Raw genomic sequence first — 22,807 nt, forward strand, 5'->3', positions numbered from 1 at the left:
TCCCCACCCGACGCTCTTCCGATCTCCGGTGCCGGACCGGGGTCGCGGTCAGGTCGCCGTCGTTCCCGAGGGGGCGCCCGACACCGGCGTGGCGGCCGACCGCCCCCCGAGGGACGGTGCGGCCCCCCCGGGGGGCGGTCGGGGCGTTCGCAGACGTGCGGCCGGCAGCACACCGTCACCGCTGCCGTCGCCCCGTTGCGACGACGGCAGCGGTGACGGACGCCGGTCCGGCACCGCTGGCTCGGTGGGCTCTCAGGCGCTGGTGGTCCGGCCGCCCTCCGACCCGCCGCTCTGGGCGGCGTCCTCGCGTGCGCCCTCGCCGGACTCGCTGATCTGGACCCGGCGGGGCCTGGTGGTCTCGGCCTTGGGGACGGTGATGCTGAGCACTCCGTCCTGCAGGTCCGCCTTGATGTTGTTGGTGTCCAACTCTCCCGGCAGCCGCAAACGGTACTCGAAGGCTCCGACGCGGCGAGTGCTGCGACGCAGGACGCCCTCGCGTTCCCGCTCCTTGATCTCTCCGGTGACCACAATTTCGGGACCGTTGGCCTCGATGTTGATGTCCTTGCTCCTCACACCGGGCAGTTCGATCTCTATGTGGAACGCGTCCTCGGACTCCGACACGTCCGCGAGGGGTGTCCACGCGGCCACGGGTGCCGCGCCCACCGTCGACTCCAGCAGACCACTCATCTGGTTGAGCAGTTCGTCGAACTCGACCAGGGGATTGACAGCAGTGGGTACCCAGACGGGCCTTTCCTGCAGACCGCCACCGCGGTGGCGCCGTACGGGCATGGCCATCGCCATCGCCTCCTTCTTCCTTCTCGTGATCTCATCGCCCGCCATGTGTCATGCGAGCCATGCGGACTCCTTGTGACGTCTGCGTGGGGGGACGTCCGAGCTGCCCGCGGCAGTGGACGTGCCCGTGGTGCCGGGTGCGGCCGAGTGCCCCAGGTGCCGGTGCACGTAATGGATGGCCATCGCGCCCTCACCGGCCGCGGAGGCCACCCGCTTCACCGAGCCGCTACGGACGTCCCCGGCCGCGAAGACCCCGGGCAGGCTGGTCTCCAGGCTCATGCACGCGCGCCCGCGGCCCTGCCACACCTCGGGGTGGGCGCAGGCTCCCTGGGCCTCCGGTCCGGTGAGGACGAAGCCGCGGGAGTCGAGGGCGATGGTGCCGGCGAGCCACTCGGTGTGGGGGTCGGCGCCGGTGAAGACGAACAGGCTCCGTACCGCGAGCCGGCGGTGCTCGCCCGTGCGGTTGTCGACCACGTCGAGCTCCTCCAGCACTTCCTGGCCGATGACCTCGCTGACCTCGGTGTGCAGCATGACCTCCACCCGCGGGTGTCCCACTACCTGGTCGACCAGGTAGCGGGACATGTCGGCCTCAAGGCTGGGTCCTCGGACCAGCAGGTACACCTTCGGCGCGTACTGGGCGAGGAACAGCACCGCTTGGCCCGCCGAGTTGCCTCCGCCGACGACGGCCACCGGGTCGGAGCGGCACTGCTGGGCCTCGTAGACGGTCGCCGAGTAGTGGACGCTCGTTCCCTCCAGGCGTTCGATGCCGGGCACCTGGAGCCGACGGTAGCGGGCACCCGTGGCCAGGACGACGGCGCGGGCGGCGATCTCGCTGCCGTCGGTGAACGCCACCACATAGTGGTCGTCGTCCTTGCGATGGAGACCGGCCGCCTCGGCCGGAATGCTGAGCCTGGCGCCGAACTTGTCGGCCTGCAGCAGGGCACGTTCGGCGAGTTCGGCGCCGGAGATGCCGGAGGGGAAGCCGAGCAGATTCTCGATGCGGGACGACGTGGCGGCCTGGCCGCCGGTGGCCAACGCCTCCACCACGGTGGTGCTCAGGCCCTCGGAGGCGGCGTACACCGCGGCAGCGAGGCCGGCGGGTCCGGATCCGACGATGAGGACGTCGCGGTGGCTGTCTCCGGCAGGCAGTGACGGCAGACCGATGAGACGGGCCAGTTCCGCGTTGCTGGGGTTGCGCAACAGGGTGGTGTCCCGCCAGATGACGAGCGGTGTCTCCTCCGGGCTGACGCCGAAGCGGCGCAGCAGCTCCTCGGCCTCCTCGTCGGTCTCCAGGTCGATCCACCGGTGCGGCAGCCGGTTGCGGACGGCGAACTCGCGCAGCCGCCTGGTGTCGGGCGAGTAGCGCGAGCCGACGATGCGGAAGCCGGCGCCCTCTCCGACCAGCAGCGCGCGACGGCCCAGACAGGCGCGCAGCACGACGTCCCCGATGTTGGAGTCCTGGGACACCAGGTGGCGCAACTGGTCCAAGGGGACGGCGAGGACCTCGCCCGGCTCCCTGGCGACAGCGGTGTAGAAGGCCACCTGTCCGTGCAGCAGCCCGAGTTCGCCGATGAAGCGACCGGGGCCGTGCACACGCAGCAGGTGCTCCTCGGGAGTGCCGTAGCCCTCGACGATGGCGACGGAACCGCTGAGGACGACCAAGAACGTCTCGCAGCGCTCCCCCTCCCGGATCAACACGTCGCCCGGCGCCATGCTCCGGCGTTCCCCGAGCTCCTCCAGACGTGCTATCTGGTCCTCGGTAAGGCGCGGGTACGCGCCGTAGATGTCCGGGGTCTCCCAGAAGACGGCCTCGTCCGTTTCCTGCGGCACCGGCTCTTCGCCCGGCGGCGACTGGTCGCCGGACATCAGACGAACGCCTCGTGGACGTAGCACCAGCGCCAGTCCTCGCCGGGCTGGAACGACTGCACGATCGGATGGGCGTCGGCGGCCGCGTGCTTGCGGGCGTGCTTGTTCGGCGAGGAGTCGCAGCAGCCGACGTGCCCGCAGGTCAGGCAGAGCCTCAGGTGGACCCACGGGGAGCCGAGCAGCAGACACTCCTGACACCCCTGTGGGGTCAGCGGCTGGACCGGCCGGACGAGCGCGAGGTGGGGGTCTGCGTGCAAGGTCATCCGGATCACCTTTCCCGGGCCGTGATCGACTGTTCTACCCACTTGCGCAGAGCGGGGGCGGGCGCCGCCCCCGCCTGCCGGGCGACGACTCTGCCCTTGTCGAGGATGAGCAGTGTCGGTACCGCCTGGACCTCGAAACGCTGCGACAGCCTCGGGTTCTTGTCGACGTCGACCTTGACGAGTTTGATTCGGCCGGCGAGGTCGGTGGCGACCTTCTCCAGGGCGGGGCTGACCATGCGGCAGGGGCCGCACCAGGTGGCCCACAGGTCGACCACGACGGGGACGTCGGCCCGCTCGGCGACCTCGGCGAAGTCGTCGTCGCCCGCGTCCACCATCCACGGTAGGGGGTGCTTGCAGTGGCCGCACTTGGGGCGGCCCTCCGCGGCCGCGGGCACGCGGTTGGTGCGCCCGCAGTTCGGGCACTTGACGGTCGTGGCCTGCATCGTGCTCATGCCGCCCGCGCTCCTTCCACGTCCTCGGGCCGCTCGTAGGTGACCACCAGTTCCCCGGCCTCGGCGTCGACGCGGATCGTGGCGCCTTCCTGGACGTCGCCGCGCAGCAGGGCGCGCCCGATCATTGTCTCGACCTCGTGGGAGATGTAGCGGCGCAGCGGCCGGGCCCCGTACACCGGGTCGTAGCCCTGATGGGCGATCAGCTCCCGGGCGGCGTCGGTGAGTTCGACGGTGATGCGGCGTTCGGCGAGGCGGCGGCGCAGCTCGTTGAACTGCAGCTCCACGATGCGCTCGATCTGCCGCTCACCGAGTGGCTTGAACAGCACGATGTCGTCGACGCGGTTGAGGAACTCCGGGCGGAAGTGCCCGCGCAGCTCGCTCATCACCAGGGCGCGGGCGTCCGGCTTGATCTCACCCTCGGCGGTGACGCCGTCGAGGAGGTGCACGGAGCCGATGTTGGACGTCATGATGATGACGGTGTTGCGGAAGTCGACGGTGCGGCCCTGGGCATCGGTGATGCGGCCGTCGTCGAGGATCTGCAGCAGGGTGTTGAAGACGTCGGTGTGCGCCTTCTCGATCTCGTCGAACAGCACGACCGAGTACGGCTTGCGGCGTACGGCCTCGGTGAGCTGGCCGCCTTCCTCGTAACCGACGTATCCGGGCGGTGCGCCCATGAGCCGGCTGACGGTGTGCCGCTCCTGGTACTCGCTCATGTCGAGGCGGATCATGTTCTCCTCGGAGTCGAACAGGGCCTGGGCGAGGGTCTTGGCCAGTTCGGTCTTCCCTACGCCGGTGGGGCCGAGGAAGATGAACGAGCCGATGGGGCGGCGTGGGTCGCGGATGCCGGAGCGGGCGCGGATGATGGCGTCGGTGACGAGTTTGACGGCCTCGTCCTGGCCGATGACGCGCTCGCGCAGGATCTCGTCGAGGCGCAGCAGTTTCTCGCGTTCGCCCTCCTGGAGACGCGCGACGGGGATGCCGGTCCAGGCGGCGACGATCTCGGCGATCTCCTCCTCGGTGACGACCTCGCGCAGCAGCCGGTCCTGGCCCTGCTTGGCCGCCAGTTTCTCCTCCTCGGCCTTCAGCCGCCGCTCCAGCTCCTGGAGCTTGCCGTACCGCAGTTCGGCCGCGCGGTTGAGGTCGTAGTTGCGCTCGGCCTCCTCCGCCTGCTGCCGGACCTGTTCCAGTTCCTGGCGCAGTTCCTGCACCCGGCGGATGGCCTGCCGTTCGGCCTCCCACTGGGCGCGCTTGGCGTCGGCCTCGGCGCGCAGGTCGGCCAGTTCCTTGCGCAGCTCCTCCAGACGCGCCTTGCTGGCCGGGTCCGTCTCCTTGGACAGGGCCGCCTCCTCGATCTCCAGACGGGTCACCCGGCGGGTGATCTCGTCGAGTTCGGCGGGCATGGAGTCGATCTCGGTACGCAGGCGGGCGCAGGCCTCGTCGACGAGGTCGATGGCCTTGTCCGGCAGGAAGCGGTCGGTGATGTAGCGGTGGGAGAGGGTCGCCGCGGCGACCAGCGCGGTGTCCTGGATCTTGACTCCGTGGAAGACCTCCAGGCGTTCGCGCAGTCCGCGCAGGATGGAGATGGTGTCCTCCACGCTCGGCTCGTCGACCATGACCTGCTGGAAGCGGCGTTCGAGGGCGGCGTCCTTCTCGATGTGCTTGCGGTACTCGTCGAGGGTGGTGGCGCCGATCATGTGCAGTTCGCCACGGGCGAGCATCGGCTTGAGCATGTTGCCCGCGTCCATGGCCCCTTCGGCGGCGCCCGCGCCGACGACGGTGTGCAGTTCGTCGACGAAGAGCAGGATCTGCCCCTGGGCGGCCTTGACCTCGCTGAGCACGGCCTTGAGGCGTTCCTCGAACTCGCCGCGGTACTTGGCGCCGGCGACCAGGGAGCCCATGTCGAGGGCGAACACCGTCTTGTCGCGCAGGCCCTCGGGCACGTCGCCGCGGACGATGCGCTGGGCCAGGCCCTCGACGATGGCGGTCTTGCCGACGCCTGGGTCGCCGATGAGGACGGGGTTGTTCTTGGTCTTGCGGCTGAGGATCTGGGTGACCCGGCGGATCTCCGCGTCCCGGCCGATGACCGGGTCCAGCCGCCCGGAGCGGGCCTCGAGGACCAGGTCGCGGCCGTACTTCTCCAGAGCCTCGTAGGCCACTTCGGGGTTGGCGGAGGTGACCCGCTGGTTGCCGCGGATCTGGGTCAGCGCGCTGAGGAACGACTCCCGGGTCACGCCGTGCTCCTTGAGCAGGCGTCCGGCGGCGGTCGCCGAGCCCTCCTCGGCAAGGGCGAGCAGGAGGTGCTCCACGGACACGTACTCGTCCTTGAGGCGTTTGGCCTCCCGCTCGGCCGCGTCGAGCAGGCGGGACAGGCGCTGGGTGACGAAGACCTGGCCGGGCGCCGCGCCGGGGCCGGTGACCTTCGGGCGGCGGGAGAGTTCCTCGCGCACGGCGGCGCGCAGCTCCTCCGGGTCGGCGCCGACACCTTCCAGCAACCGTGGGATCAGACCCTCCTCCTGCTCGAGGAGAGCGAGCAACAGGTGTTCCCCGTCGACCTCGGTCTGCCCCATGCGGACGGCCGCACTCTGGGCCTCCTGAAGGGCTTCCTGGGACTTCTGGGTGAGACGGTTCATGTCCATGGGGGTGTTTCACTCCTCGTACCGGCGCGGCGCAGTGCGGCTTCGAGCAGGCTGATGCGGTCCAGCAGGTCGAGCACCAGGCCGATGGATGCGTAGTTGAGGCACAGCCCGGTGCGCAGCCGCTGGACGCGGGCGAGGGCGGCCGGTGCCGTGGGTTCGAACACCAGTCCCCCGGCGGCGTCGCGCTCGGCCTCGACCAGGCCCAGAGCGACGAACCGGCGGATGAGGTCGGGATGGACGCCGGAGCGGCGGGCCACGGTCTGCAGAGAGAGCCTGGGCACCGGCACGATCGCGTAGCTGACGCGTGCCGACGCGGGAAGTGTCAGCCGAGACGCCTGGCGCGCCCCGAGGCGTGGGTCACTCATCGCGTCCTCCTGGGGTCGAACGAGGAGACGGCGGCGAGCTCCTCGAAAAGTGCGCGCTCCTGGTCGCTGAGCTTGGACGGCACCATGATCCGGACCTCGGCGTAGAGGTCGCCGTTCGCGCCGCGCGGGTTCGGCATGCCCTCACCGCGCAGCCGCAGCAGCCGGCCGCTGGACGAGCCCGCGGGCACGTGCACCTTGGCCGTCGCCCCACTCGGCGTGGGCACCGGAACCGTCGCGCCCAGCGCGGCCTCCCAGGGGGTGACCGGAAGCTCCACGTACACGTCCCGGCCGACGAGGTGGAACTGGGGGTGCGGCAGGATGTGCACCCGCAGGTACAGGTCCCCCGCGGGGGCGTCACCGCTGCCCCGGCCGCCCTCGCCCGCCAGCCGGATACGCTGCCCTTCGGTGACACCCGGTGGCACGTCGACCTCGTACCGCCGCGGCTGCCCGCTGGGACCGGCGAGCGTGACGGTGCGACGGCCTCCGCGGTAGGCCTCCTCGACGGTGAGCGGCAGTTCGGCTTCCTGGTCGGCTCCGGGGACACGCATGCGTCCGGCGCCCCCGAAGAACGAGCCGAACAGGTCGTCGATGTCGACACCCTCCGGCCCGAAGCCACTGGTGGCGTACCGGCCCCGGGGGCCGCCCCCGGTGGACCAGCGGTAGCCGCCGCCGGGTCCCGCGCCCGCGCCGGCACCGACCCGCTCCTCCCAGTCCTCGGGGACCTTCCGGAAGTCCTCGCCGAAGCGGTCGTAACGCTTCCGCTGGTCCGGGTCGGACAGGGCGCTGAAGGCGTCGTTGATCTCCTTGAAGCGCTCCTCCGCCGCCGGGTCCTTGTTGACATCGGGGTGGTACTTGCGGGCCAGCTTGCGATACGCCCGCTGGATCTCGTCCTTGTCGGCGTTGCGCGGGACCCCGAGAACCTCGTAGAAATCACGTGCCATGGCCGCTCACTCCCGCTTGGCGACGGTCACGGCAGCCGGCCTCAGCTGCCGCTCGGCCTCGCCGTAGCCGGGGCGCAGCACCTGCGCCACGGTGTTCGGTTCGGCGTCGGGGTCCTGGACCACGCCGACGACCTCCTGCCGAGAGGGGTCGAACGGGACGCCTGTCTCGGCGTGACGCTCGTAACCCAGGCGTTCGAGAATGGACACGGCCTGGTCGCGCACGGCGCGAACCCCCTCGACGATCGCCCCGGGATCGGAGCCCGCGTGGGTCAGAGCCAGTTCGAGGTTGTCGATGACGGGAAGGAAGGCCGCGGCCGTGCGGGCACGTTCGGCCGCGCGCTCCCGGTCCAGTTCCCTGGCGTGTCGCTTGCGCAGGTTGTCCAGGTCGGCGAGGGCACGCCGCCAGCGGTCCTCGACCTCTTTGAGCGCGGCCGCGTACTCGTCCTCGGCCCCGGCCGGACCGGTCGCCGCGTCGGGCCCCGGTTCGGCCTCCGGGGCCGACGGCGCGGGCTCGGGCAGGTCGCCCTGCGGTTGTGCGGCGCCCTCGGGCGGCAGGTCGGACGATCGGTCGTGGGGAGTCATCGGCATGGCAGGTACCTCAGCCCTTGTCGAACTCGGCGTCGATCACGTCTTCCTCGGTGCCGGCCCCGCCCTGCCCGGAGCCGTCCGGCCCGGTGGTTTCCGACGGACCACTCGCCGCCGCGGCTTCGGTCTGGTGGGCGGCGAGCCCGGCGTGGATCTGCTGGAGTTCGGAGATCAGCGGCCTGACCTTGTCCACTCCGGCCTCGTTCTTGACCGCGTCGCGGGCCTCGGCCACCAGCATCTCCGCACGGGCCTTTTCGTGCGCGGGTGCGGCGTCGCCCAGTTCGCTCAGGCGCTTTTCGACCTGGTAGGCGATCGCGTCCAGTTCGTTGCGGGCGTCAACGGCCTCGCGCAGGGCCTGGTCCTGGCCCTGGTTGCGCTCGGCCTCCTGGACCATGCGCTCGACCTCGCTCCGGTCGAGGTTGGAGCTCTCACTGATGGTGATGCCCTGTTCCTTGCCGGTGTCCTTGTCGCGCGCGCTGACGTTGAGGATGCCGTTGGCGTCGACGTCGAAAGTGACATCGATCTGGGGTTCGCCCCGCGGCGCCGGCCGGATGTCGGTGAGCTGGAACCGGCCGAGCGCCCGGTTGTCGGCGGCCCGCTCGCGCTCGCCCTGGAGGACCACCACATCGACGGCAGGCTGGTTGTCCTCGGCGGTGGAGAAGGTCTCGCCGCGGCGCACCGGGATGGTGGTGTTCCGCTCGACGATCTTCGTCATCACTCCGCCGCGCGTCTCCACTCCCAACGACAGCGGGGTGACGTCGAGCAGCAGGACATCCTTGACCTCGCCCTTGAGCACCCCGGCCTGGATCGCGGCGCCCAGCGCCACGACCTCATCGGGGTTGACGCTCATGTTGGGTTCCTTGCCGCCGGTCAGCCGTCGCACCAGCGCCTGGACGGCGGGGATGCGGGTGGAGCCGCCTACGAGGATGACCTCGTCGATGTCGTTCTCGCCGACCTTGGCGTCGGCCATGGCCTGCTGCACCGGTCCCAGGCAGCGCTCCACCAGGTCGGCGGTGATCTGCTCGAACGTGGACCGCATGATCGTGGCGGTGAGGTGCTTGGGCCCTGAGGCGTCGGCGGTGATGAACGGCAGGTTGACCTGGGTCTGGGTGACGGAGCTGAGCTCGACCTTGGCCTTCTCCGCCGCCTCGAAGAGGCGTTGCAGCGCCTGCGGGTCCTTGCGCAGGTCGATGCCGTTCTCCTTCTGGAACTCGTCCGCGAGGTAGTCGACCAGACGCCTGTCGAAGTCGTCGCCGCCCAGGTGGCTGTCACCCGCCGTGGAGCGCACCTCGACCACGCCGTCGCCGACGTCGAGGATGCTCACGTCGAACGTGCCGCCGCCGAGGTCGAAGACGAGCACCGTCTCGTGCCCCTTCTTGTCCATCCCGTAGGCGAGGGCGGCCGCGGTCGGCTCGTTGATGATCCGCAGTACTTCCAGGCCCGCGATCCGGCCCGCGTCGCGGGTGGCGGTGCGCTGGGCGTCGTTGAAGTAGGCGGGCACGGTGATGACGGCCTCCGTGACCCGTTCCCCCAGCTGTTTCGAGGCGTCGTCGGCGAGCTTGCGCAGCACCAGGGCGCTGATCTCCTCAGGCGCGTAGAGCTTGTCGCGCACCTTGAATCGGGCTTCGCCGTTCTCTCCGGGGACGACGTCGTAGGCGACGGCCTTGGCTTCTTCGGTGACCTCGTCGAAGCGCCGGCCGATGAACCGCTTCGCCGAGTAGATGGTGCCCTTGGGATTGAGGATCGCCTGACGGCGGGCCAACTGGCCCACCAGGCGCTCGCCGGTGTCGGTGAAGGCCACCACGGACGGTGTGGTCCGGCTGCCTTCGCTGTTGGGCACGACGACCGGCTCGCCGCCCTCCCACACGGCGATCACCGAGTTGGTGGTGCCCAGGTCAATGCCCACTGCCTTGGCCATGAGGAACTCCTTCCGCGGTCGACGTCCGTCGGCGACCGTTCATCCTCCGGGCCCTGTCCGCCCGGCTTCGAAATACGTTCAGCTGGGGGCGGGGTCGCTGCGCGGGGGGCCGCCCCTGGAGGGGGCGCTCTCCGCGTCGGACCTGCCGTCCAGCCCGGCGAGCAGCCGGACGGCCTCATCGGCGACGTCCTCGTCCGCCACGACCTCGTACCGGCTGGGCTCCATCGTGCGGACCGAGGCGAAGTCCCGGCGGCCGCGCTGGGCCGCGTGCAGCAGCACGCCGAGCAGCGCACCGACGACCGCGCCGAAGATCAGCCCGTACAGGGCGAGGAGCACACCGGAGACGACCGGATCCAGCCAGTTCAGCAGCCCGAAGATCCAGCCGATGAGTACGCCGGGCAGCGCTCCGGCGGATGCGCCGTGGAGGGCGGCCGTGCCGTACCCCATGCGACCGATCACCTGTTCGACCAGGCGCACGTCCCGGCCGATGATCGCCACCTTCTGGACGGGAAAGCCCTGGTCGGCGAGGTAGTCGACGGCACGTTCGGCTTCCTGGTACGTCGCGTACGAGGCAATGGTCCTGCGGGCCTGCTCAGTCATGGCCACTCCTTCCGCCGACGGACCGCCGAGTGATCCCTGCAGGCCCCAGAGTGGCTGTTCACCCGGTCACCCGCCTGCGCCCGGCGGGTCGAAAAGTGGCACCGCCGCTCGGTCTGTGAGGGCAGGAGGCGGGACGACGATCCGGGTCGGCTGCTCGCGGCGGGAAACTGAGGGTCAGGCCCGGCCCGAGGTGCGGGGCTCAGGGATGTACTTCTCCCAGGCCCACGCCGGCACGCGCACCGCGGCGATCGCGCCCCTGGGCGTGGTGGCATTCGACGCGGCTGCCTGACGCCGGCGGCCGTACGGAGCGACGCCACGGGCGGCCGGCCCGCGTGGGATGGAGGGCGGGCCCAGCGGGCCCGCCCCGCGGTGCACCGCGTGCTCCACCGCGGCGACCATGCCTCACGGTCAGCCGGGCATGGGGTGGTGCGCCCGGGCGAACTGCTCCACGATTGCGGCGCAGAAGGCGGGCAGGTCGGCCGGGCTGCGGCTGGTGATCAGCTGCCCGTCGACGACCACCTCCTCGTCCACGACCTCCGCGCCGGCGTTGCGCAGGTCGGTGCGGATGCTGGGCCAGGACGTCAGGCGGCGACCGCGCACGGCGTCGGCTTCCACCAGGGTCCACGGCCCGTGGCAGATCGACGCGACCGGTTTCCCGCTGGCCATGAAGTCCTTGGCGAACTGCACCGCGTCCCGGTTCATGCGCAGCTGGTCAGGGTTCATGGTGCCGCCGGGCATGAGCAGGGCGTGGTAGTCGTCGACGGAGGCGTCGGCGACCAAGCGGTCCACGGGGAAGGTTCCCGCCGCATTGAGGTCGAACTGGCGGGCCTGGATCTCGCCGTGATGGAGCGAGAGAATCTCGGTCTTCGCGCCTGCGCCGTGCAACGCACCGCGTGGCTGTTCGAGTTCCACGCGTTCGACGCCGTCGGTGGCCAGAATTCCCACCCGCATCCCCCGGAGTTCCTGTGTCACGGTACGGCTCCCTTCACGAGTCGCTGGTTGTACGAGGCGGGCGGCCGGGACAGCCGGCAGGGCCCGTCCGGATCCCTTTTCCGGGCCGGGACTGCAACGCCCGGCCGAGGCTGCCCCGAGCGCGTCTGCGCGCGATCAGCCGGAACTGCCGTCCCGGTGGAGGACGACCACGGCGACGTGCACTGGGGCACGACTGCTACAGCAGCCGGTCGAACACCGCGGTCACGCCCTCCCAGTGACTGGTCTGCGGGTTCTTGACATCCGGATACATGATCTTGAATGTCTCGGCGAGGGCGACGCTGAGACCGCCGATGATCTCGGGGTAGCGCTCTTCGGTCTCCGGGGTGGGCGCCCTGTCGAGGGGAGGGTGCGCGGCGAGCTGTTCCAGGATCGGCTTGAGTTCGACCTCCTCGTCGAGCCGCCGGAACCGGTGGATGCTCTCCTGGAGGCCCTTGGTGATCGGCAGGTCCCACGGTTCGACGGTGTCCCTGTCGTTGGCACTGGCCGACGCCTGGCCGATGATGAGGAGGTCGTAGAGCTTGGCATCGACGAAGTCGCTGTACCGCTTCAGGTCGTTCTTGTCCACGTCGAGGCCTGCGGCGGCGCGAAAGAACCTCTCGAACTTCGACACGCCCATCACGGCCATGCCTCTCGCCTCCTCACCGGGCACGGACGGCGTCGTTCGCTCCCGCCCGCGCCGCCATTGGCTGTTTTGTTACCCGGTCGAGATTCGCAGAGCCCCCTGCTGAGCGCCTCCGCACCCGAGGCCGAAAAAGAACGCTTCGTCCTGCCCTGCCAGAGCAGCACGACATGCGCGGGCGTGATCCCGGACGGCCGTCCGGCCGTCCGGGATCATGCCCATCACCTGGGTGCGGGTGAGAGCCGGGTCGGCCGTGCCCCCACGGGTCCATCGATCTGGAAGTGCGGCTGACGGACATCGCCCCCGACAGCCCGCCCGCATCGAACGCTACCGACGGCGAACGGGCCGAACGGGCCGGCCGGAACGCAGCGGCGGGAAAAGCGACCGCGCCCCCAGGCACGGCACCCTGACGCACACGCGGCAGACCGGCGCCGGCGTTCCCGAGGAGCACGGCTTCGCGTGGTGGAGGCCGTCTGTACTCGTCCTCGGAGGTGTACCGGGGCTACCGTTTTTCCTCCCGTCGGGAGCAGGCAGAGTGCGGCCCACATCCCGGAGCATAGACATGTCCGATGTCGTCGGCTGCTGAGGCGCAGGCACCACGACGCGCGTCAGCCCGCCGCCCGGCATACACACCACCCTTCGGTGGCTGTCCCAGGCCCCACCCCTGACAGCTGCAAGGCTTCAGAAAAAGGACGGCTCATGGACTACGACACCTTCCTCAACACCGTCGCCCGGCGCGCCTCTGTCCCCCCGGAAAAGGCGGAGCCCCTCATCCGCGCCACCCTGGAAACACTGGCCGAGCGGATCACCAGGGGTGAGGCGGACGACCTCGCGTCCGAACTGCCCAAGCCGCTCAAGGAACCGCTGGTCTCTCCCACTCCGGAGGCCGAGGCCTTCGGACTCGACGAGTTCATCAATCGGGTCAGCAGGCGAGCACGGGTGAGCCCGGACGAGGCCCGCGAGGGCGTGCGGGCCGTGTTGAGCACCCTGAGGGACGCGGTCAGTCACGGCGAATTCCGCCACGTGATGTCCCAGCTGCCCCGGGACTTCGAGGCTCTCGTCTACGCCCCGGGCTAGGAGGAGCCATGACCGACGAGGTCGGCACCATCATCGAAGAAACGGAACCGGCCGTACACACGGCAGCCACCGTCACACTGGTCGAGGGGCCGACGTTCTGCGTCTCGGGCACCTCGGGCGACATGGAGGCCGAGGCGCCGCAGGGGCTGTTCTTCCGCGACATGCGGGTCATCTCCGACTGGCAGATCCGGGTGGACGGCCGCTGGCCGCACCACCTCACCGTGCTTTCCCGGGATCCCTACAGCACTACGTTCGTCTCCCGCGTTCCGCCCCACGGCGCGCAGAGCGAACTCCTGTTGGAACGCCGGCGCTACGTCGGCGAGGGGATGCGCGAGGACCTCCGGTTGCGCAACCTCAGCACGCGTCCCATGACGGTGCCGGTCGCACTGCGCGCGGGTGCCGACTTCGCCGACGTGTTCGCGGTCAAGGAGAGTCGCGTACGCGTGGTGGGCGACATCAGCGCCACGCCCACCGGCAATGCTCTGGAACTGTCGTTGCACTCGGGTGATTCCCTGCGCGGCGTGCGGGTGGAGAGCAGCGATGCCACCGCGCGGCCGGACGGGCTGCATTTCCTGGCCGAGGTGCCGGCGCGCGGCGAATGGAACACCACCGTCCTGGTCCGCCCCAGCGTCGAGGGCGAGCAGGCCCACGGCGTCTTCCACCCGGGCACGGAGCCCAGCGAGTCCGCGCCGGCGCGCCGTCTGCGCGCCTGGCGGGAGAGCGCACCGCGCATCGCCGACATCGAGGACCCCGAGCTGCGCAAGACGCTGCGGCGCAGCCTTGAGGACCTGGGCGCGCTGCGCATCTTCGACCCGCGGCACCCCGAGGACACGGCGGTCGCCGCAGGTGCCCCCTGGTTCATGGCCCTGTTCGGCCGCGACTCGCTGCTGTCCTCGTACATGGCACTGCCGCTCGACCAGGCCCTGGCCCTGGGCACCCTGCGCACCCTGGCCCGCGACCAGGGCCGCAAGGTGGACCCGAACACCGAGGAACAGCCCGGGCGCATCCTGCACGAAACCCGGTTCGGCCTGGACTTCCCCCTGGCCCGTGGCGGCGGCAGCGTCTATTACGGCACTGCCGACGCCACCCCGTTGTTCGTCATCCTCCTGGGGGAGCTCAGCCGGTGGGGCCTCGCCCCCGATGCCGTCGAGGCGCTGCTGCCGCATGCCGACCGGGCGCTGCAGTGGGTCGAGGAGTACGGCGACCGGGACGGCGACGGCTTCGTGGAGTACCAGCGGATGACCGCCAACGGCCTGCTCAACCAGGGGTGGAAGGACTCCTACGACGGCATCAACTTCGCCGACGGCACCCTGGCCGAACCGCCGATCGCCCTGTGCGAGGTGCAGAGCTACGTCTACGCGGCCTATGTCGTGCGCTCGCACTTCGCCCACGAGGCCGGCGACCTGAATGCGGTCGACCACTGGACGCAGCGGGCGACCGCGCTGAAGGAGGCCTTCAACGAGCGGTTCTGGCTGCCTGAACGCGGTTGGTACGCGGTCGGCCTCGACCGGGACAAACGCCCGATCGACGCGCTGGCCTCCAACATGGGTCACTGCCTCTGGACCGGGATCGCCGACCGCGACAAGGCCGAGCAGGTGGCGGAGCGGCTGCTGTCACCGGAAATGTTCACCGGCTGGGGCGTGCGCACCCTGGCGACCACGATGGGTGCGTACAACCCCATGAGTTACCACAACGGCTCGGTCTGGCCGCACGACAACGCCATCGTGACCACAGGCCTGATGCGGTACGGCTTCGTGGAACATGCCCAGCGGGTGGCGACCGGCATCCTCGACGCCGCGGAGGCCTTCGGCGGCCGGCTGCCCGAGCTGTTCTGCGGCTTCGATCGCGGCGAATACGACACGCCGCTGCCGTATCCCACCTCGTGCTCCCCCCAGGCCTGGGCCGCTGCCACCCCGGTCCAACTGGTACGCGCGCTGCTGCGGATCGACCCCTGGATGTCGCACGGTCAGGTGTGGGTCGACCCGGCCTGGCCGGCTCGTTACGGAAGTCTGCGCATCCACAACATCCCGCTGGCCGACCGACGTGTCGAACTGGACGTGGACGGTGAGTCGACCCACCTGACAGGGCTGGCCGACGACACCGAGATCGTGCGCCAGCCCCGTCGGCCCCTGTGCGCGGCAGGGAACCATAAACACGACCGACCCGCTGACCTGGTGTCGGCAGGAGAGTGAACGACATGCCCGGCATCCGTCCGCTGGACATCGCGATGATCTCGACGCCCTGGTTCGAGCTGCCGCCGGCGGGCTACGGAGGGATCGAGGCGATGTGCGCGGCCCTGGTCGACGGGCTCGTCGAATTGGGCCACCGGGTCACCGTCATCGGCGCGGGACACAACGGAACTCGGGGCCGCTTCGTCGCCACCTACGAAACCCCCCAGGGCGACCGCCTGGGAACGGTGGGCCCGGAAGTGGTGCATGCCGCGCGAGCGGCCAGAACTCTCGTCTCTCTGCGTCCCGACATCATCCACGACCACAGCACCGCGGGCCCCCTCCAGGCACGCCTACGCAGCGCCCCCACCGTGGTGACCGCGCACGGACCCGTGACCGGAGTAACCGGCGAGTACTATCGCGCCCTGGGCGACACGGTGCATCCGGTTGCCCTCTCCCGAGCCCAGCAGGCACAGGCCCCGGACCTCCCGTGGGCCGGCCAGATATACAACGCGGTCCGCACCGCCGACTACCCGTACCGCCCCCGCAAGGGCCGCTACGCCGTTTTCCTCGGCCGACTCGCGGCGGAGAAGGGAGTCCACCTGGCCATTGACGCGGCCCGCCGGGCGGACATGCCGATCGTCCTCGCCGGCGCCTGCAACGACCCGGCGGAGCGCGCCTATATCGACGCGGAGATCGTGCCCCGGCTGGGCGAGGACGCCCGATGGATCGGCGAAGCCGATCACGCCACCAAACTCGACCTGCTCGCCTACGCCCGGTGCCTTGTCTTCCCCATCTGTTGGGAGGAGCCCTTCGGCATGGTCATGGTGGAGGCCATGGCCTGCGGCACACCGGTCGTCGCCCTGCGCCGCGGCTCGGTACCGGAAATCGTCGATGACGGCGTCACCGGCTTCGTCTGCGACCGGCCCGAACAACTGCCCGCGGCGCTCCGCTCTGTCGAGCGTCTCTCTCCGCGGGCCAGCCGGGAACGAGTACGCCAACGGTTCGACACCCTCAACATGGCCTGCGCGTACCAGGAGCTCTATCACCTGCTGGCCCGCCACCGGACCCAACCGGCGACGGCCGCCTCAGGGCACCGACCACACCACTGACCTGTGCCGAGTCGGCGCCCGGAACACGGTTGGCGCACGCCATGAGAATCGCTCGCAAGCGCTTTTGACATCCACCGGGCCGGTGGGAGGCTGGAAGAAGCGGTGGCGCGGCATGTGCGCCTTTCGGTGCCGCACTCGAGGGCCCGGCGCACACGGCGGGCCTCTGGCCCGCGGCCGGCTCGCCGTTCCTGACACGTGTTATGACGCGAATTCCATCGATTTCACGACAGAGGACCCGGCATGAGTACTCAGACGCCCCACATCAGCCCGCCCTCCCGCGTTCCGGCCGATGCCTCGCCGAGCGGGGACGGCATCGTCGTCGGAGCCGGCCCGGTACAGGTAGATGCCTTCATCGACTTTCTGTGCCCGTTCTGCAAGCAGTTCGAGGCGAGGAGCGGGCCGATCCTTGACGAGCTGGTGGCGAACGAGGCGATCAGTCTCGTCTACCACCCGATGGGCTTTCTCGACGGCCTGTCCACCACCCGGTACTCCTCCCGTGCCTCGGCGGCCTCGGGCTGCGCGTCCGACGGCGGCCACTTCATGGAGTACCTGTACGCGCTGTTCGCCAACCAGCCCCCCGAGGGCGGGCCGGGCCTGTCCGACGAGGAACTGGTCGAGCTCGGCCACACGGTGGGACTGACGGACAGCTCGTTCGCGGCGTGCGTCCTGCAGGGCGCCTATCTGGACTGGAGCGCCTACGTGACGGCGACGGCCATCCAGCGGGGCGTGAGCGCAACGCCGACCGTGGCGGTCCAGGGCGTTCCGGTGCCGGCCAACCCCCAGACCATCCTTGCCGCGGTTCGTGCGGCCCATGCCACTGTCGCCGGATGACGCGCCCGGTCAGCCGGGTGGACCGGCTCCACCACTTCCTGCAACTCGCCCGGTGACCGGGACGTCACGTGGCGGAACTCTCCGCCGGTGACGGCCGTGCGCAAACAAGGCCGGGAACACCGCGCGCGCCCCTCGGCGGGCTTCCCGTCGCTCACAGCGGCACGACGCCGCACGCGTCGCACGAAATCGTCGCGGCGGGTCGGGAATTGCCGGGTCGTCACGGATTTGCCCTCGGCGGCACGGGAACCCGCCGCCTCGGCAGGCGTCACGGGCCCTGGCGCGGCGCGCCCCGGCACGGGCAGCGCACGGAGGCGGACCCGGACACGGCCGACTCGCCGGAGGATCGCATGACACAACCGACAGTTCCCTCAGCCGACTCACCCGTCGATGTCGAAGGCGCGGCGCAGCGGCCGTTTTCCGAGCACGCGGCCATGGCCAGGGCGTATCCCGGCGGCAGGATGACCGTGGGCGCCATCACGCCCCTGGAGGGCTTCGACGGGCCCGTGCCGTCCCTGGCCGGGCACATCGAGCGGATCCAACAGGCCGAGCGGGCCGGCTTCGCCTCGGTGTGGGTCCGTGACGTACCGCTGCTGGACCCGAACTTCGGGGACGCCGGGCAGGTCTTCGACCCGTGGGTGTACCTGGGGCAGCTCACCGCCCGCACCACCTCGATCACACTGGGGACCGCCAGCATCGTCATGCCGCTGCGGCATCCGCTGCACACAGCCAAGGCGGCCGCCTCGGTGGACCAGCTGTCAGGCGGACGGCTCCTGCTCGGGGTGGCCACCGGTGACCGGCCCGTGGAGTTCCCGGCCTTCGGCCAGGACCTGGGCGCCCGGGCCGAGAGGTTCCGGCAGTCGCTGGAGTACTTCCGTGTCGTCCTCGAGCACCGTTTCCCGCACGTGGAGTCGCCGCTCGGCCGGATGCGCGGCACCGATCTGCTGCCCAAGCCGGTGTACCAGCGGATCCCCGTTCTGATGACGGGACGCGGCAGGCAGGACGTACGGTGGATCGCCGACAACATGGACGGCTGGCTGTACTACACCCCGCCGCTCCAGCAGCAGGCCGAGAACATCCAGCGGTGGCGGGAGCTGACCGAGGGCGATGGCGGGGGTTTCAAACCGTACGCCCAGGCCACCTATCTCGACCTGACCGCCGACCCGCTGGCCCTGCCCCGGCGCATCCACCAGGGCTTCTCGGTGGGACGGGTGTCGTTCCTGGCGATGATGCGGGCCTGGCAGGACATCGGCATCGACCAGCTGATGATCAACTTCAAGCACAGCCGCCGCCCGGTCGCCGAAGTGATCGACGAACTGGCCGAGCACGTGCTGCCGCACTTCCCGCCGGGGCGCTTGGAGGCGCGCGGCGAGCGCCGACGGCCCGTGGAGCGGACCGGGCCCTGAGGAGGGGCACCCCCGGCGTCCCTGCGTGCGCAGGGCCGGGCTCAGTCCGGGACGGCCGCGGACGGCCGCTCCTGCGCGTAGTCGCAGGTGCCCTCCGCCCGGAACTGCAGGGCCGCCCAGGTCACCTCCGCGCCGAGGCCGCGCAACTGGTCCGCGACCGCCCGGTCGGTGAGGCGCCCGTCGCCGTCGAAGACCCGGGAGGACCGCGGGACCGCGAAGACCAGCGGCACGGCCCACCCGCGCAGCGACCGCACGATGAACTCCATCGCGTTGATCGCCTGCAGGCCCTGCACTCCACCGGCGGTCGTCAGCATCCCCACGGGTTTGTTGCTCAGGTAGGGCGGGTCGTGGTCGGCCAGGAGGGCGAGCCAGTCCACCGCGTTCTTGAACGCGCCGCTGACCGACCCGTGGTACGTCGGGCTGCTCCACAGCAGGGCGTCGGCGGCCTGAACGGTGTCCGCAAGCCGGCGGGCGGACGGGGGGATCCCGCGCCCGGACATGTAGAACGGGAGATCCAGCCGCTTGAGGTCGAGCACCTGGGTGTCGGCGCCCGCCTCGGCCGCCCCCTCGACCGCCACGCACAGTGCGGTGAGGCTGGTCGACGGGGTGCGCAGCGAACCCCCCATTCCGACGACGAGCGGGGGGCGCGCCATCCTGCCAACTCCTTCAGAGCATCTCCAGGGGCGTGGGCCCGCTGGGCGGCGGGAACGCCTCGTCGAGGGCGTCGAGCGCCTCGGTAGGAAGGTGGAGGTCCGCCGCGGCGCGGTTCTCCCGGACGTGTTCGGGTGATCCGGAACGCGGGATGGCGGCCACCTCCTGTTCCAGCACCCAGGCGAGTGCCACCTGGGCCGGCGTGGCTCCGAGGGCCCGGGCCACGGCACCCAGAGCCGGGTCGTTCAGCAGCCGCCCCTGTTCGATCGGGGAGTAGGCCATGACCGTCACCCCGGCCTCGCGGCACCAGGGAAGCAGATTCCACTCGATGCCCCGCCGGGAGAGGTTGTACAGCACCTGGTCGACGGCCACGGCGTCGCCGCCGGGGAGGGTGGTCAGCTCGACCATGTCGGCGACGTCCAGATTGCTCACGCCCCAGTAACGAATCTTCCCCGCCTCCATCAGGTAGGTGAATCCCGCAAGGGTCTCCTCGAGCGGCCACTGTCCCCGCCAGTGCAGCAGGTAGAGGTCCAGCTGTTCCGTACGGAGCCGCCGCAGGCTGCCCTCGCAGGCGGCGACGGTGCCTCTCCGGTCGGCGTGGCCCGGCAGCACCTTGCTGACGAGGAAGACCTCCTCCCGGCGTCCCCGGATGGCCTCCCCGACGAGCTCCTCGGCTGCGCCGTCGCCGTACATCTCCGCCGTGTCCACGACGGTCATGCCCAGGTCCAGGCCCAGCCGCAGGGCGGCGATCTCCTGTTCACGCCGGGCCGGGTTCTCGCCCAGGTACCAGGTCCCCTGCCCGAGCGCCGCGATCACCTCACCGGAGGGGAGTGCGATCCTTCTGGCCAATTCCGCAGACATGTCGTGCCTCCCGTCTGCCGTGGTGTCACGCGTACCCGCACCGAGTGCCCACGTCCACGCCTCCCAGGCAACCGGTGTCGCATGCGCCGCAACTAGTGCCGCGGCAGGCACCGTTTGCCCGTCAAGGTGCGGCGAGAGGGCGTGCCGGGCGTCGCGACGGGGGGAACGTTGCCTGTCGCGGCACTAGGTCAGGAGGGGCGAGCGGACTGCGCCGAGTGCGCGCCGGGACCGGGTGCGCGGTCGCGCAACGCGAAAGCGACCGACACCACGGCGCCGCAGGAGAGGACCGCCGCGAAGCCGATCATCGCGGTCTGCACGGCGAAGTGCCGCAGGGCGATGCTGAACAGGACGGAGGGCAGGCCCATTCCGAGGTACGCGACCACGAAGAACACGGCGAGGACCCCCGCGCGTGAGGCGGGCGCGGCCACTGAAACGGCACGTTCGACGCCTCCCTTGAACAGCAGCCCGGAGCCGGCCCCGGACAGGGACACGGCGACCAGGTAGAGCCAGAGCGCCGGGTGGTAGAGGGCGACGGCGCACAGGACCAGGCCGACCGGGAAGACCACGGCCCCGACGGTCAGGACCCGGGGCAGCGGGAGGCGTCCCAGCACCAGCTGGGCGGCCGCCGCGGAACCGAACATGAGGAAGGCCGCCAGGCCGACCACGAGGTGCGAATCGGTGTGCAGGGTGCCGTGGAGCACGCTCGCCCCGAGGGAGGAGATCAGGCCGAGGATCGCGAAGGCGAAGGCGCCCAGCGCGCCGGCCGCGCCGAACGTCCGCCGGCCGCCGGGGCACAGGACGAACCGGGTGGGCGGTTCGACCACGGGCAGCTCCCGGTCCACGGTCTCCGGGGTGCACAGCACCAGCGCCAGACACACTGTCATGGCGAGCGTGAAGATGGCCTGGGTGGTGATCAGGGGCGTCGGCAGCCACTCGGCGGCGGCTCCGGCGACCAGGGGCCCCGAGGCCAGTCCGCCGAGGTTGGCGGCGGTGGCCACGATGCCGGGCAGCACCGAACCCGTCCGTTCCGGACGGGCCTCGTGGTGGAGGTCGTGCAGGTACGTCGTCGCGGTCGAGGCCATCAGCCCCAGTCCGACACCGTTCAGGATCCTGCCCGCGATCAGCCCCGGCAGGTCCCGCCACAGGATCAGTACGACCGACGCGACGATGCCGACGAGCAGCGCCGGGACGATGATGCGCCGCCGGCCGAGCCGGTCCGACAGATGTCCCAGGCCGAGGAAGGCGGCCGCTGCGCCCACCACCATCGAGGCGTACGCCACCGTGACCGTCGTCGCGCCGAAGTGGTCCCGGGCCTCGTACAGCGGCCACAGCGGGGTCGGCGCGGTGCCGAAGGCCATCAGCACGGTGAAGGCCACCGCCACGAACCAGAAGCCGGTCGTGTGCGAGGCACGGCGCCGGGTGGTGACGCGGGGCGGCAGGCCGGTGGGTACGCGGGGCGGCAGGCCGGCGGAGACGTGGGGCGGCAGGCCGACGGGGACGCGGGGCGGCAGGCCGGCGGAGACGGGTGCAGGGATCCGGTGGGTCGGGTCGTCGGGAGCGTCGGCTGTGGGACGGCTCAGCGGCGTCGGTACGGCGGGCAGGAGTACCCCTCCTCGGGCGGAAGTGGATGACGTTTCCATCCTCCTCACCAGCCAGGATCAATGCCAACGAATGTTTTTGCTGGGATCGAGCAATGCGAGTGATACTTCACGTGTGGAGCTACGTCAGCTGGAGCACTTCATCGCGGTCGCCGAGGAGTTGAGTTTCACACGTGCCGCCCGTCGGCTGCACGTGGTGCAGTCGGGGGTGTCCGCCGCGATCCGCTCCCTGGAGCGCGAGCTCGGCTGCGCGCTGTTCGAGCGCACGTCGCAGCAGGTCCGGCTCACCGGGGCGGGCGCGGCGCTGCTGCCGGAGGCCCGGGCGACCCTGCACGCCGCCCAGGCCGCCCAGGACGCCGTGCGCGCAGCACAGGACACGCTGCGCGGCACGGTGAACGTGGGCGCCATGGCCTCGGTCGAGGTGGTGGACCTGCCTGCGCTGCTCGGCCAGCTGCACGAACGGCATCCGTCGATCGACGTCCGGCTGCGGCTGGCGACGACCGGCTCGGAGGGACTGGCGTACGCGCTGCTCAGCGGGGACCTGGACGTCGCCTTCCTGTCGCTGCCCCAGCACAAGCCTGCCGGGATCGACGCACGGGAGCTGGCCACCGTGCCGCTCGTCCTGGCGGTGAGCGCCACCCATCCACTCGCGCAGCGGGGGAAGGTGGCACTTGCGGACCTCGCGGCGGAACCCTTCGTGGACTTCCCGCCGGGCTACGGCAATCGCGAGGTGGTCGACCGGGCGTTCGCGGCGGCAGGCGTCGTACGCCGGGTGGCGCTGGAAGTGCCCGACATCGACATGGGGGCGGCACTGGTCCGGCACGGTCTGGGCATCGCCTTCCTGCCCGCCTTCGCCGTTGCCCGCACCCCCGGACTGCACGTCCTGGACGTCCACGGCACCGTGCTCCGCTGGAGCATGCATCTCGGCACGTCGTCGACCCGGCGGCCCAGCTCGGCCCTGGGGGCGCTGCTCGACCTGGTCGACCTCCACACCATCGCCCTGTGACGCTCCGGGCCGCGGCCCGGAGCGTCACAGGGCGATGGTGTCCGGCCTCCTGCGTCCTCCGCTTCGCTCC

21 protein-coding genes are annotated in these 22,807 nt (G+C 70.8%); 6 read left to right on the top strand and 15 right to left on the bottom strand.

What is annotated here, in order from left to right:
* Positions 1-252: 252 nt before the first annotated feature.
* The 12 genes from ACWDNY_RS27480 to ACWDNY_RS27535 all read right to left on the bottom strand — a co-directional run bounded on the left by ACWDNY_RS27480 (position 253) and on the right by ACWDNY_RS27535 (position 12,036).
* Entirely contained in the window at positions 253-795 is a 543-nt protein-coding gene (locus ACWDNY_RS27480; RefSeq protein ID WP_451648477.1) for an Hsp20/alpha crystallin family protein, read from the bottom strand.
* A gap of 48 nt (positions 796-843) precedes the next feature.
* A complete protein-coding gene (locus ACWDNY_RS27485; RefSeq protein ID WP_451648478.1) occupies positions 844-2,658 on the bottom strand; it encodes an FAD-dependent oxidoreductase in 1,815 nt (604 codons plus the stop codon).
* Entirely contained in the window at positions 2,658-2,921 is a 264-nt protein-coding gene (locus ACWDNY_RS27490; RefSeq protein WP_355701852.1) for a UBP-type zinc finger domain-containing protein, read from the bottom strand. Before ACWDNY_RS27490 ends, ACWDNY_RS27485 begins: the two co-directional genes overlap by 1 nt.
* 5 nt (positions 2,922-2,926) lie before the next feature.
* Entirely contained in the window at positions 2,927-3,373 is a 447-nt protein-coding gene (gene trxA, locus ACWDNY_RS27495; RefSeq protein WP_451648479.1) for a thioredoxin, read from the bottom strand.
* Positions 3,370-6,009, bottom strand: a complete 2,640-nt coding sequence (gene clpB / locus ACWDNY_RS27500; protein ID WP_451648480.1) for an ATP-dependent chaperone ClpB — start codon at positions 6,007-6,009, stop codon at positions 3,370-3,372. Before clpB ends, trxA begins: the two co-directional genes overlap by 4 nt.
* Entirely contained in the window at positions 6,000-6,374 is a 375-nt protein-coding gene (locus ACWDNY_RS27505; protein ID WP_451648481.1) for a chaperone modulator CbpM, read from the bottom strand. The genes clpB and ACWDNY_RS27505 overlap by 10 nt, the downstream gene beginning before the upstream one ends.
* Positions 6,371-7,315: a DnaJ C-terminal domain-containing protein gene (locus tag ACWDNY_RS27510; RefSeq protein WP_451648482.1), complete on the bottom strand. Its 945-nt coding sequence runs from the start codon at positions 7,313-7,315 to the stop codon at positions 6,371-6,373. The genes ACWDNY_RS27505 and ACWDNY_RS27510 overlap by 4 nt, the downstream gene beginning before the upstream one ends.
* Before the next feature lie 6 nt (positions 7,316-7,321).
* Positions 7,322-7,903: a nucleotide exchange factor GrpE gene (locus tag ACWDNY_RS27515; protein WP_451648483.1), complete on the bottom strand. Its 582-nt coding sequence runs from the start codon at positions 7,901-7,903 to the stop codon at positions 7,322-7,324.
* A 10-nt stretch (positions 7,904-7,913) separates the two neighbouring features.
* Positions 7,914-9,818, bottom strand: a complete 1,905-nt coding sequence (gene dnaK, locus ACWDNY_RS27520) for a molecular chaperone DnaK (RefSeq protein WP_451648484.1) — start codon at positions 9,816-9,818, stop codon at positions 7,914-7,916.
* 78 nt (positions 9,819-9,896) lie between these two features.
* Positions 9,897-10,418, bottom strand: coding sequence for a general stress protein (locus ACWDNY_RS27525; RefSeq protein WP_451648485.1), 522 nt, complete (start codon positions 10,416-10,418; stop codon positions 9,897-9,899).
* Between the two features lie 408 nt (positions 10,419-10,826).
* Complete coding sequence (locus ACWDNY_RS27530) at positions 10,827-11,390, bottom strand: type 1 glutamine amidotransferase domain-containing protein (protein WP_451648486.1); 564 nt, start codon at positions 11,388-11,390, stop codon at positions 10,827-10,829.
* A 196-nt stretch (positions 11,391-11,586) separates the two neighbouring features.
* On the bottom strand, positions 11,587-12,036 hold the full coding sequence (locus ACWDNY_RS27535) for a DUF1931 family protein (protein WP_451648487.1): 450 nt from the start codon (positions 12,034-12,036) through the stop codon (positions 11,587-11,589).
* A gap of 693 nt (positions 12,037-12,729) precedes the next feature.
* Between ACWDNY_RS27535 and ACWDNY_RS27540 the strand changes: the two genes are divergently transcribed.
* The 5 genes from ACWDNY_RS27540 to ACWDNY_RS27560 all read left to right on the top strand — a co-directional run bounded on the left by ACWDNY_RS27540 (position 12,730) and on the right by ACWDNY_RS27560 (position 18,621).
* Positions 12,730-13,107: a DUF2267 domain-containing protein gene (locus tag ACWDNY_RS27540; protein WP_451648488.1), complete on the top strand. Its 378-nt coding sequence runs from the start codon at positions 12,730-12,732 to the stop codon at positions 13,105-13,107.
* A gap of 8 nt (positions 13,108-13,115) precedes the next feature.
* A complete protein-coding gene (locus ACWDNY_RS27545; protein ID WP_451648489.1) occupies positions 13,116-15,299 on the top strand; it encodes an amylo-alpha-1,6-glucosidase in 2,184 nt (727 codons plus the stop codon).
* 5 nt (positions 15,300-15,304) lie between these two features.
* Positions 15,305-16,387 (top strand): glycosyltransferase family 4 protein, encoded by a 1,083-nt coding sequence (locus ACWDNY_RS27550; protein WP_451648490.1) that lies wholly within the window; start codon positions 15,305-15,307, stop codon positions 16,385-16,387.
* A gap of 240 nt (positions 16,388-16,627) precedes the next feature.
* Entirely contained in the window at positions 16,628-17,218 is a 591-nt protein-coding gene (locus ACWDNY_RS27555; protein WP_451648491.1) for a DsbA family protein, read from the top strand.
* 431 nt (positions 17,219-17,649) lie between these two features.
* Complete coding sequence (locus tag ACWDNY_RS27560; RefSeq protein WP_451648492.1) at positions 17,650-18,621, top strand: LLM class oxidoreductase; 972 nt, start codon at positions 17,650-17,652, stop codon at positions 18,619-18,621.
* Positions 18,622-18,662: 41 nt separating this feature from the next.
* On the opposite strand, the gene ACWDNY_RS27565 is transcribed toward ACWDNY_RS27560, so the two are convergent.
* From ACWDNY_RS27565 to ACWDNY_RS27575, 3 genes are all read right to left on the bottom strand, one after another.
* A complete protein-coding gene (locus ACWDNY_RS27565) occupies positions 18,663-19,274 on the bottom strand; it encodes an NADPH-dependent FMN reductase (RefSeq protein WP_451648493.1) in 612 nt (203 codons plus the stop codon).
* Between the two features lie 13 nt (positions 19,275-19,287).
* Positions 19,288-20,133, bottom strand: a complete 846-nt coding sequence (locus ACWDNY_RS27570; protein ID WP_451648494.1) for an aldo/keto reductase — start codon at positions 20,131-20,133, stop codon at positions 19,288-19,290.
* A 188-nt stretch (positions 20,134-20,321) separates the two neighbouring features.
* The gene (locus tag ACWDNY_RS27575) at positions 20,322-21,773 is read right to left on the bottom strand and encodes an MFS transporter (protein WP_451648495.1); all 1,452 of its coding nucleotides are present in this window, start codon (positions 21,771-21,773) and stop codon (positions 20,322-20,324) included.
* A 73-nt stretch (positions 21,774-21,846) separates the two neighbouring features.
* Here ACWDNY_RS27575 and ACWDNY_RS27580 point away from each other — a divergent pair, with 73 nt between their 5' ends.
* Positions 21,847-22,737 (top strand): LysR family transcriptional regulator, encoded by an 891-nt coding sequence (locus tag ACWDNY_RS27580; protein WP_451648496.1) that lies wholly within the window; start codon positions 21,847-21,849, stop codon positions 22,735-22,737.
* The last annotated feature ends 70 nt before the right edge of the window (positions 22,738-22,807 follow it).

It is taken from the genome of Streptomyces sp. NPDC003697 (assembly GCF_053587115.1).

Coding starts and splice junctions, on each gene's coding strand:
- ACWDNY_RS27480 (WP_451648477.1), bottom strand. CDS start 795: ATGGCCATGCCCGTACGGCGCCACCGCGGTGGCGGTCTGCAGGAAAGG.
- ACWDNY_RS27485 (WP_451648478.1), bottom strand. CDS start 2,658: ATGTCCGGCGACCAGTCGCCGCCGGGCGAAGAGCCGGTGCCGCAGGAA.
- ACWDNY_RS27490 (WP_355701852.1), bottom strand. CDS start 2,921: ATGACCTTGCACGCAGACCCCCACCTCGCGCTCGTCCGGCCGGTCCAG.
- trxA (WP_451648479.1), bottom strand. CDS start 3,373: ATGAGCACGATGCAGGCCACGACCGTCAAGTGCCCGAACTGCGGGCGC.
- clpB (WP_451648480.1), bottom strand. CDS start 6,009: ATGGACATGAACCGTCTCACCCAGAAGTCCCAGGAAGCCCTTCAGGAG.
- ACWDNY_RS27505 (WP_451648481.1), bottom strand. CDS start 6,374: ATGAGTGACCCACGCCTCGGGGCGCGCCAGGCGTCTCGGCTGACACTT.
- ACWDNY_RS27510 (WP_451648482.1), bottom strand. CDS start 7,315: ATGGCACGTGATTTCTACGAGGTTCTCGGGGTCCCGCGCAACGCCGAC.
- ACWDNY_RS27515 (WP_451648483.1), bottom strand. CDS start 7,903: ATGCCGATGACTCCCCACGACCGATCGTCCGACCTGCCGCCCGAGGGC.
- dnaK (WP_451648484.1), bottom strand. CDS start 9,818: ATGGCCAAGGCAGTGGGCATTGACCTGGGCACCACCAACTCGGTGATC.
- ACWDNY_RS27525 (WP_451648485.1), bottom strand. CDS start 10,418: ATGACTGAGCAGGCCCGCAGGACCATTGCCTCGTACGCGACGTACCAG.
- ACWDNY_RS27535 (WP_451648487.1), bottom strand. CDS start 12,036: ATGGCCGTGATGGGCGTGTCGAAGTTCGAGAGGTTCTTTCGCGCCGCC.
- ACWDNY_RS27540 (WP_451648488.1), top strand. CDS start 12,730: ATGGACTACGACACCTTCCTCAACACCGTCGCCCGGCGCGCCTCTGTC.
- ACWDNY_RS27545 (WP_451648489.1), top strand. CDS start 13,116: ATGACCGACGAGGTCGGCACCATCATCGAAGAAACGGAACCGGCCGTA.
- ACWDNY_RS27550 (WP_451648490.1), top strand. CDS start 15,305: ATGCCCGGCATCCGTCCGCTGGACATCGCGATGATCTCGACGCCCTGG.
- ACWDNY_RS27555 (WP_451648491.1), top strand. CDS start 16,628: ATGAGTACTCAGACGCCCCACATCAGCCCGCCCTCCCGCGTTCCGGCC.
- ACWDNY_RS27560 (WP_451648492.1), top strand. CDS start 17,650: ATGGCCAGGGCGTATCCCGGCGGCAGGATGACCGTGGGCGCCATCACG.
- ACWDNY_RS27565 (WP_451648493.1), bottom strand. CDS start 19,274: ATGGCGCGCCCCCCGCTCGTCGTCGGAATGGGGGGTTCGCTGCGCACC.
- ACWDNY_RS27570 (WP_451648494.1), bottom strand. CDS start 20,133: ATGTCTGCGGAATTGGCCAGAAGGATCGCACTCCCCTCCGGTGAGGTG.
- ACWDNY_RS27575 (WP_451648495.1), bottom strand. CDS start 21,773: ATGGAAACGTCATCCACTTCCGCCCGAGGAGGGGTACTCCTGCCCGCC.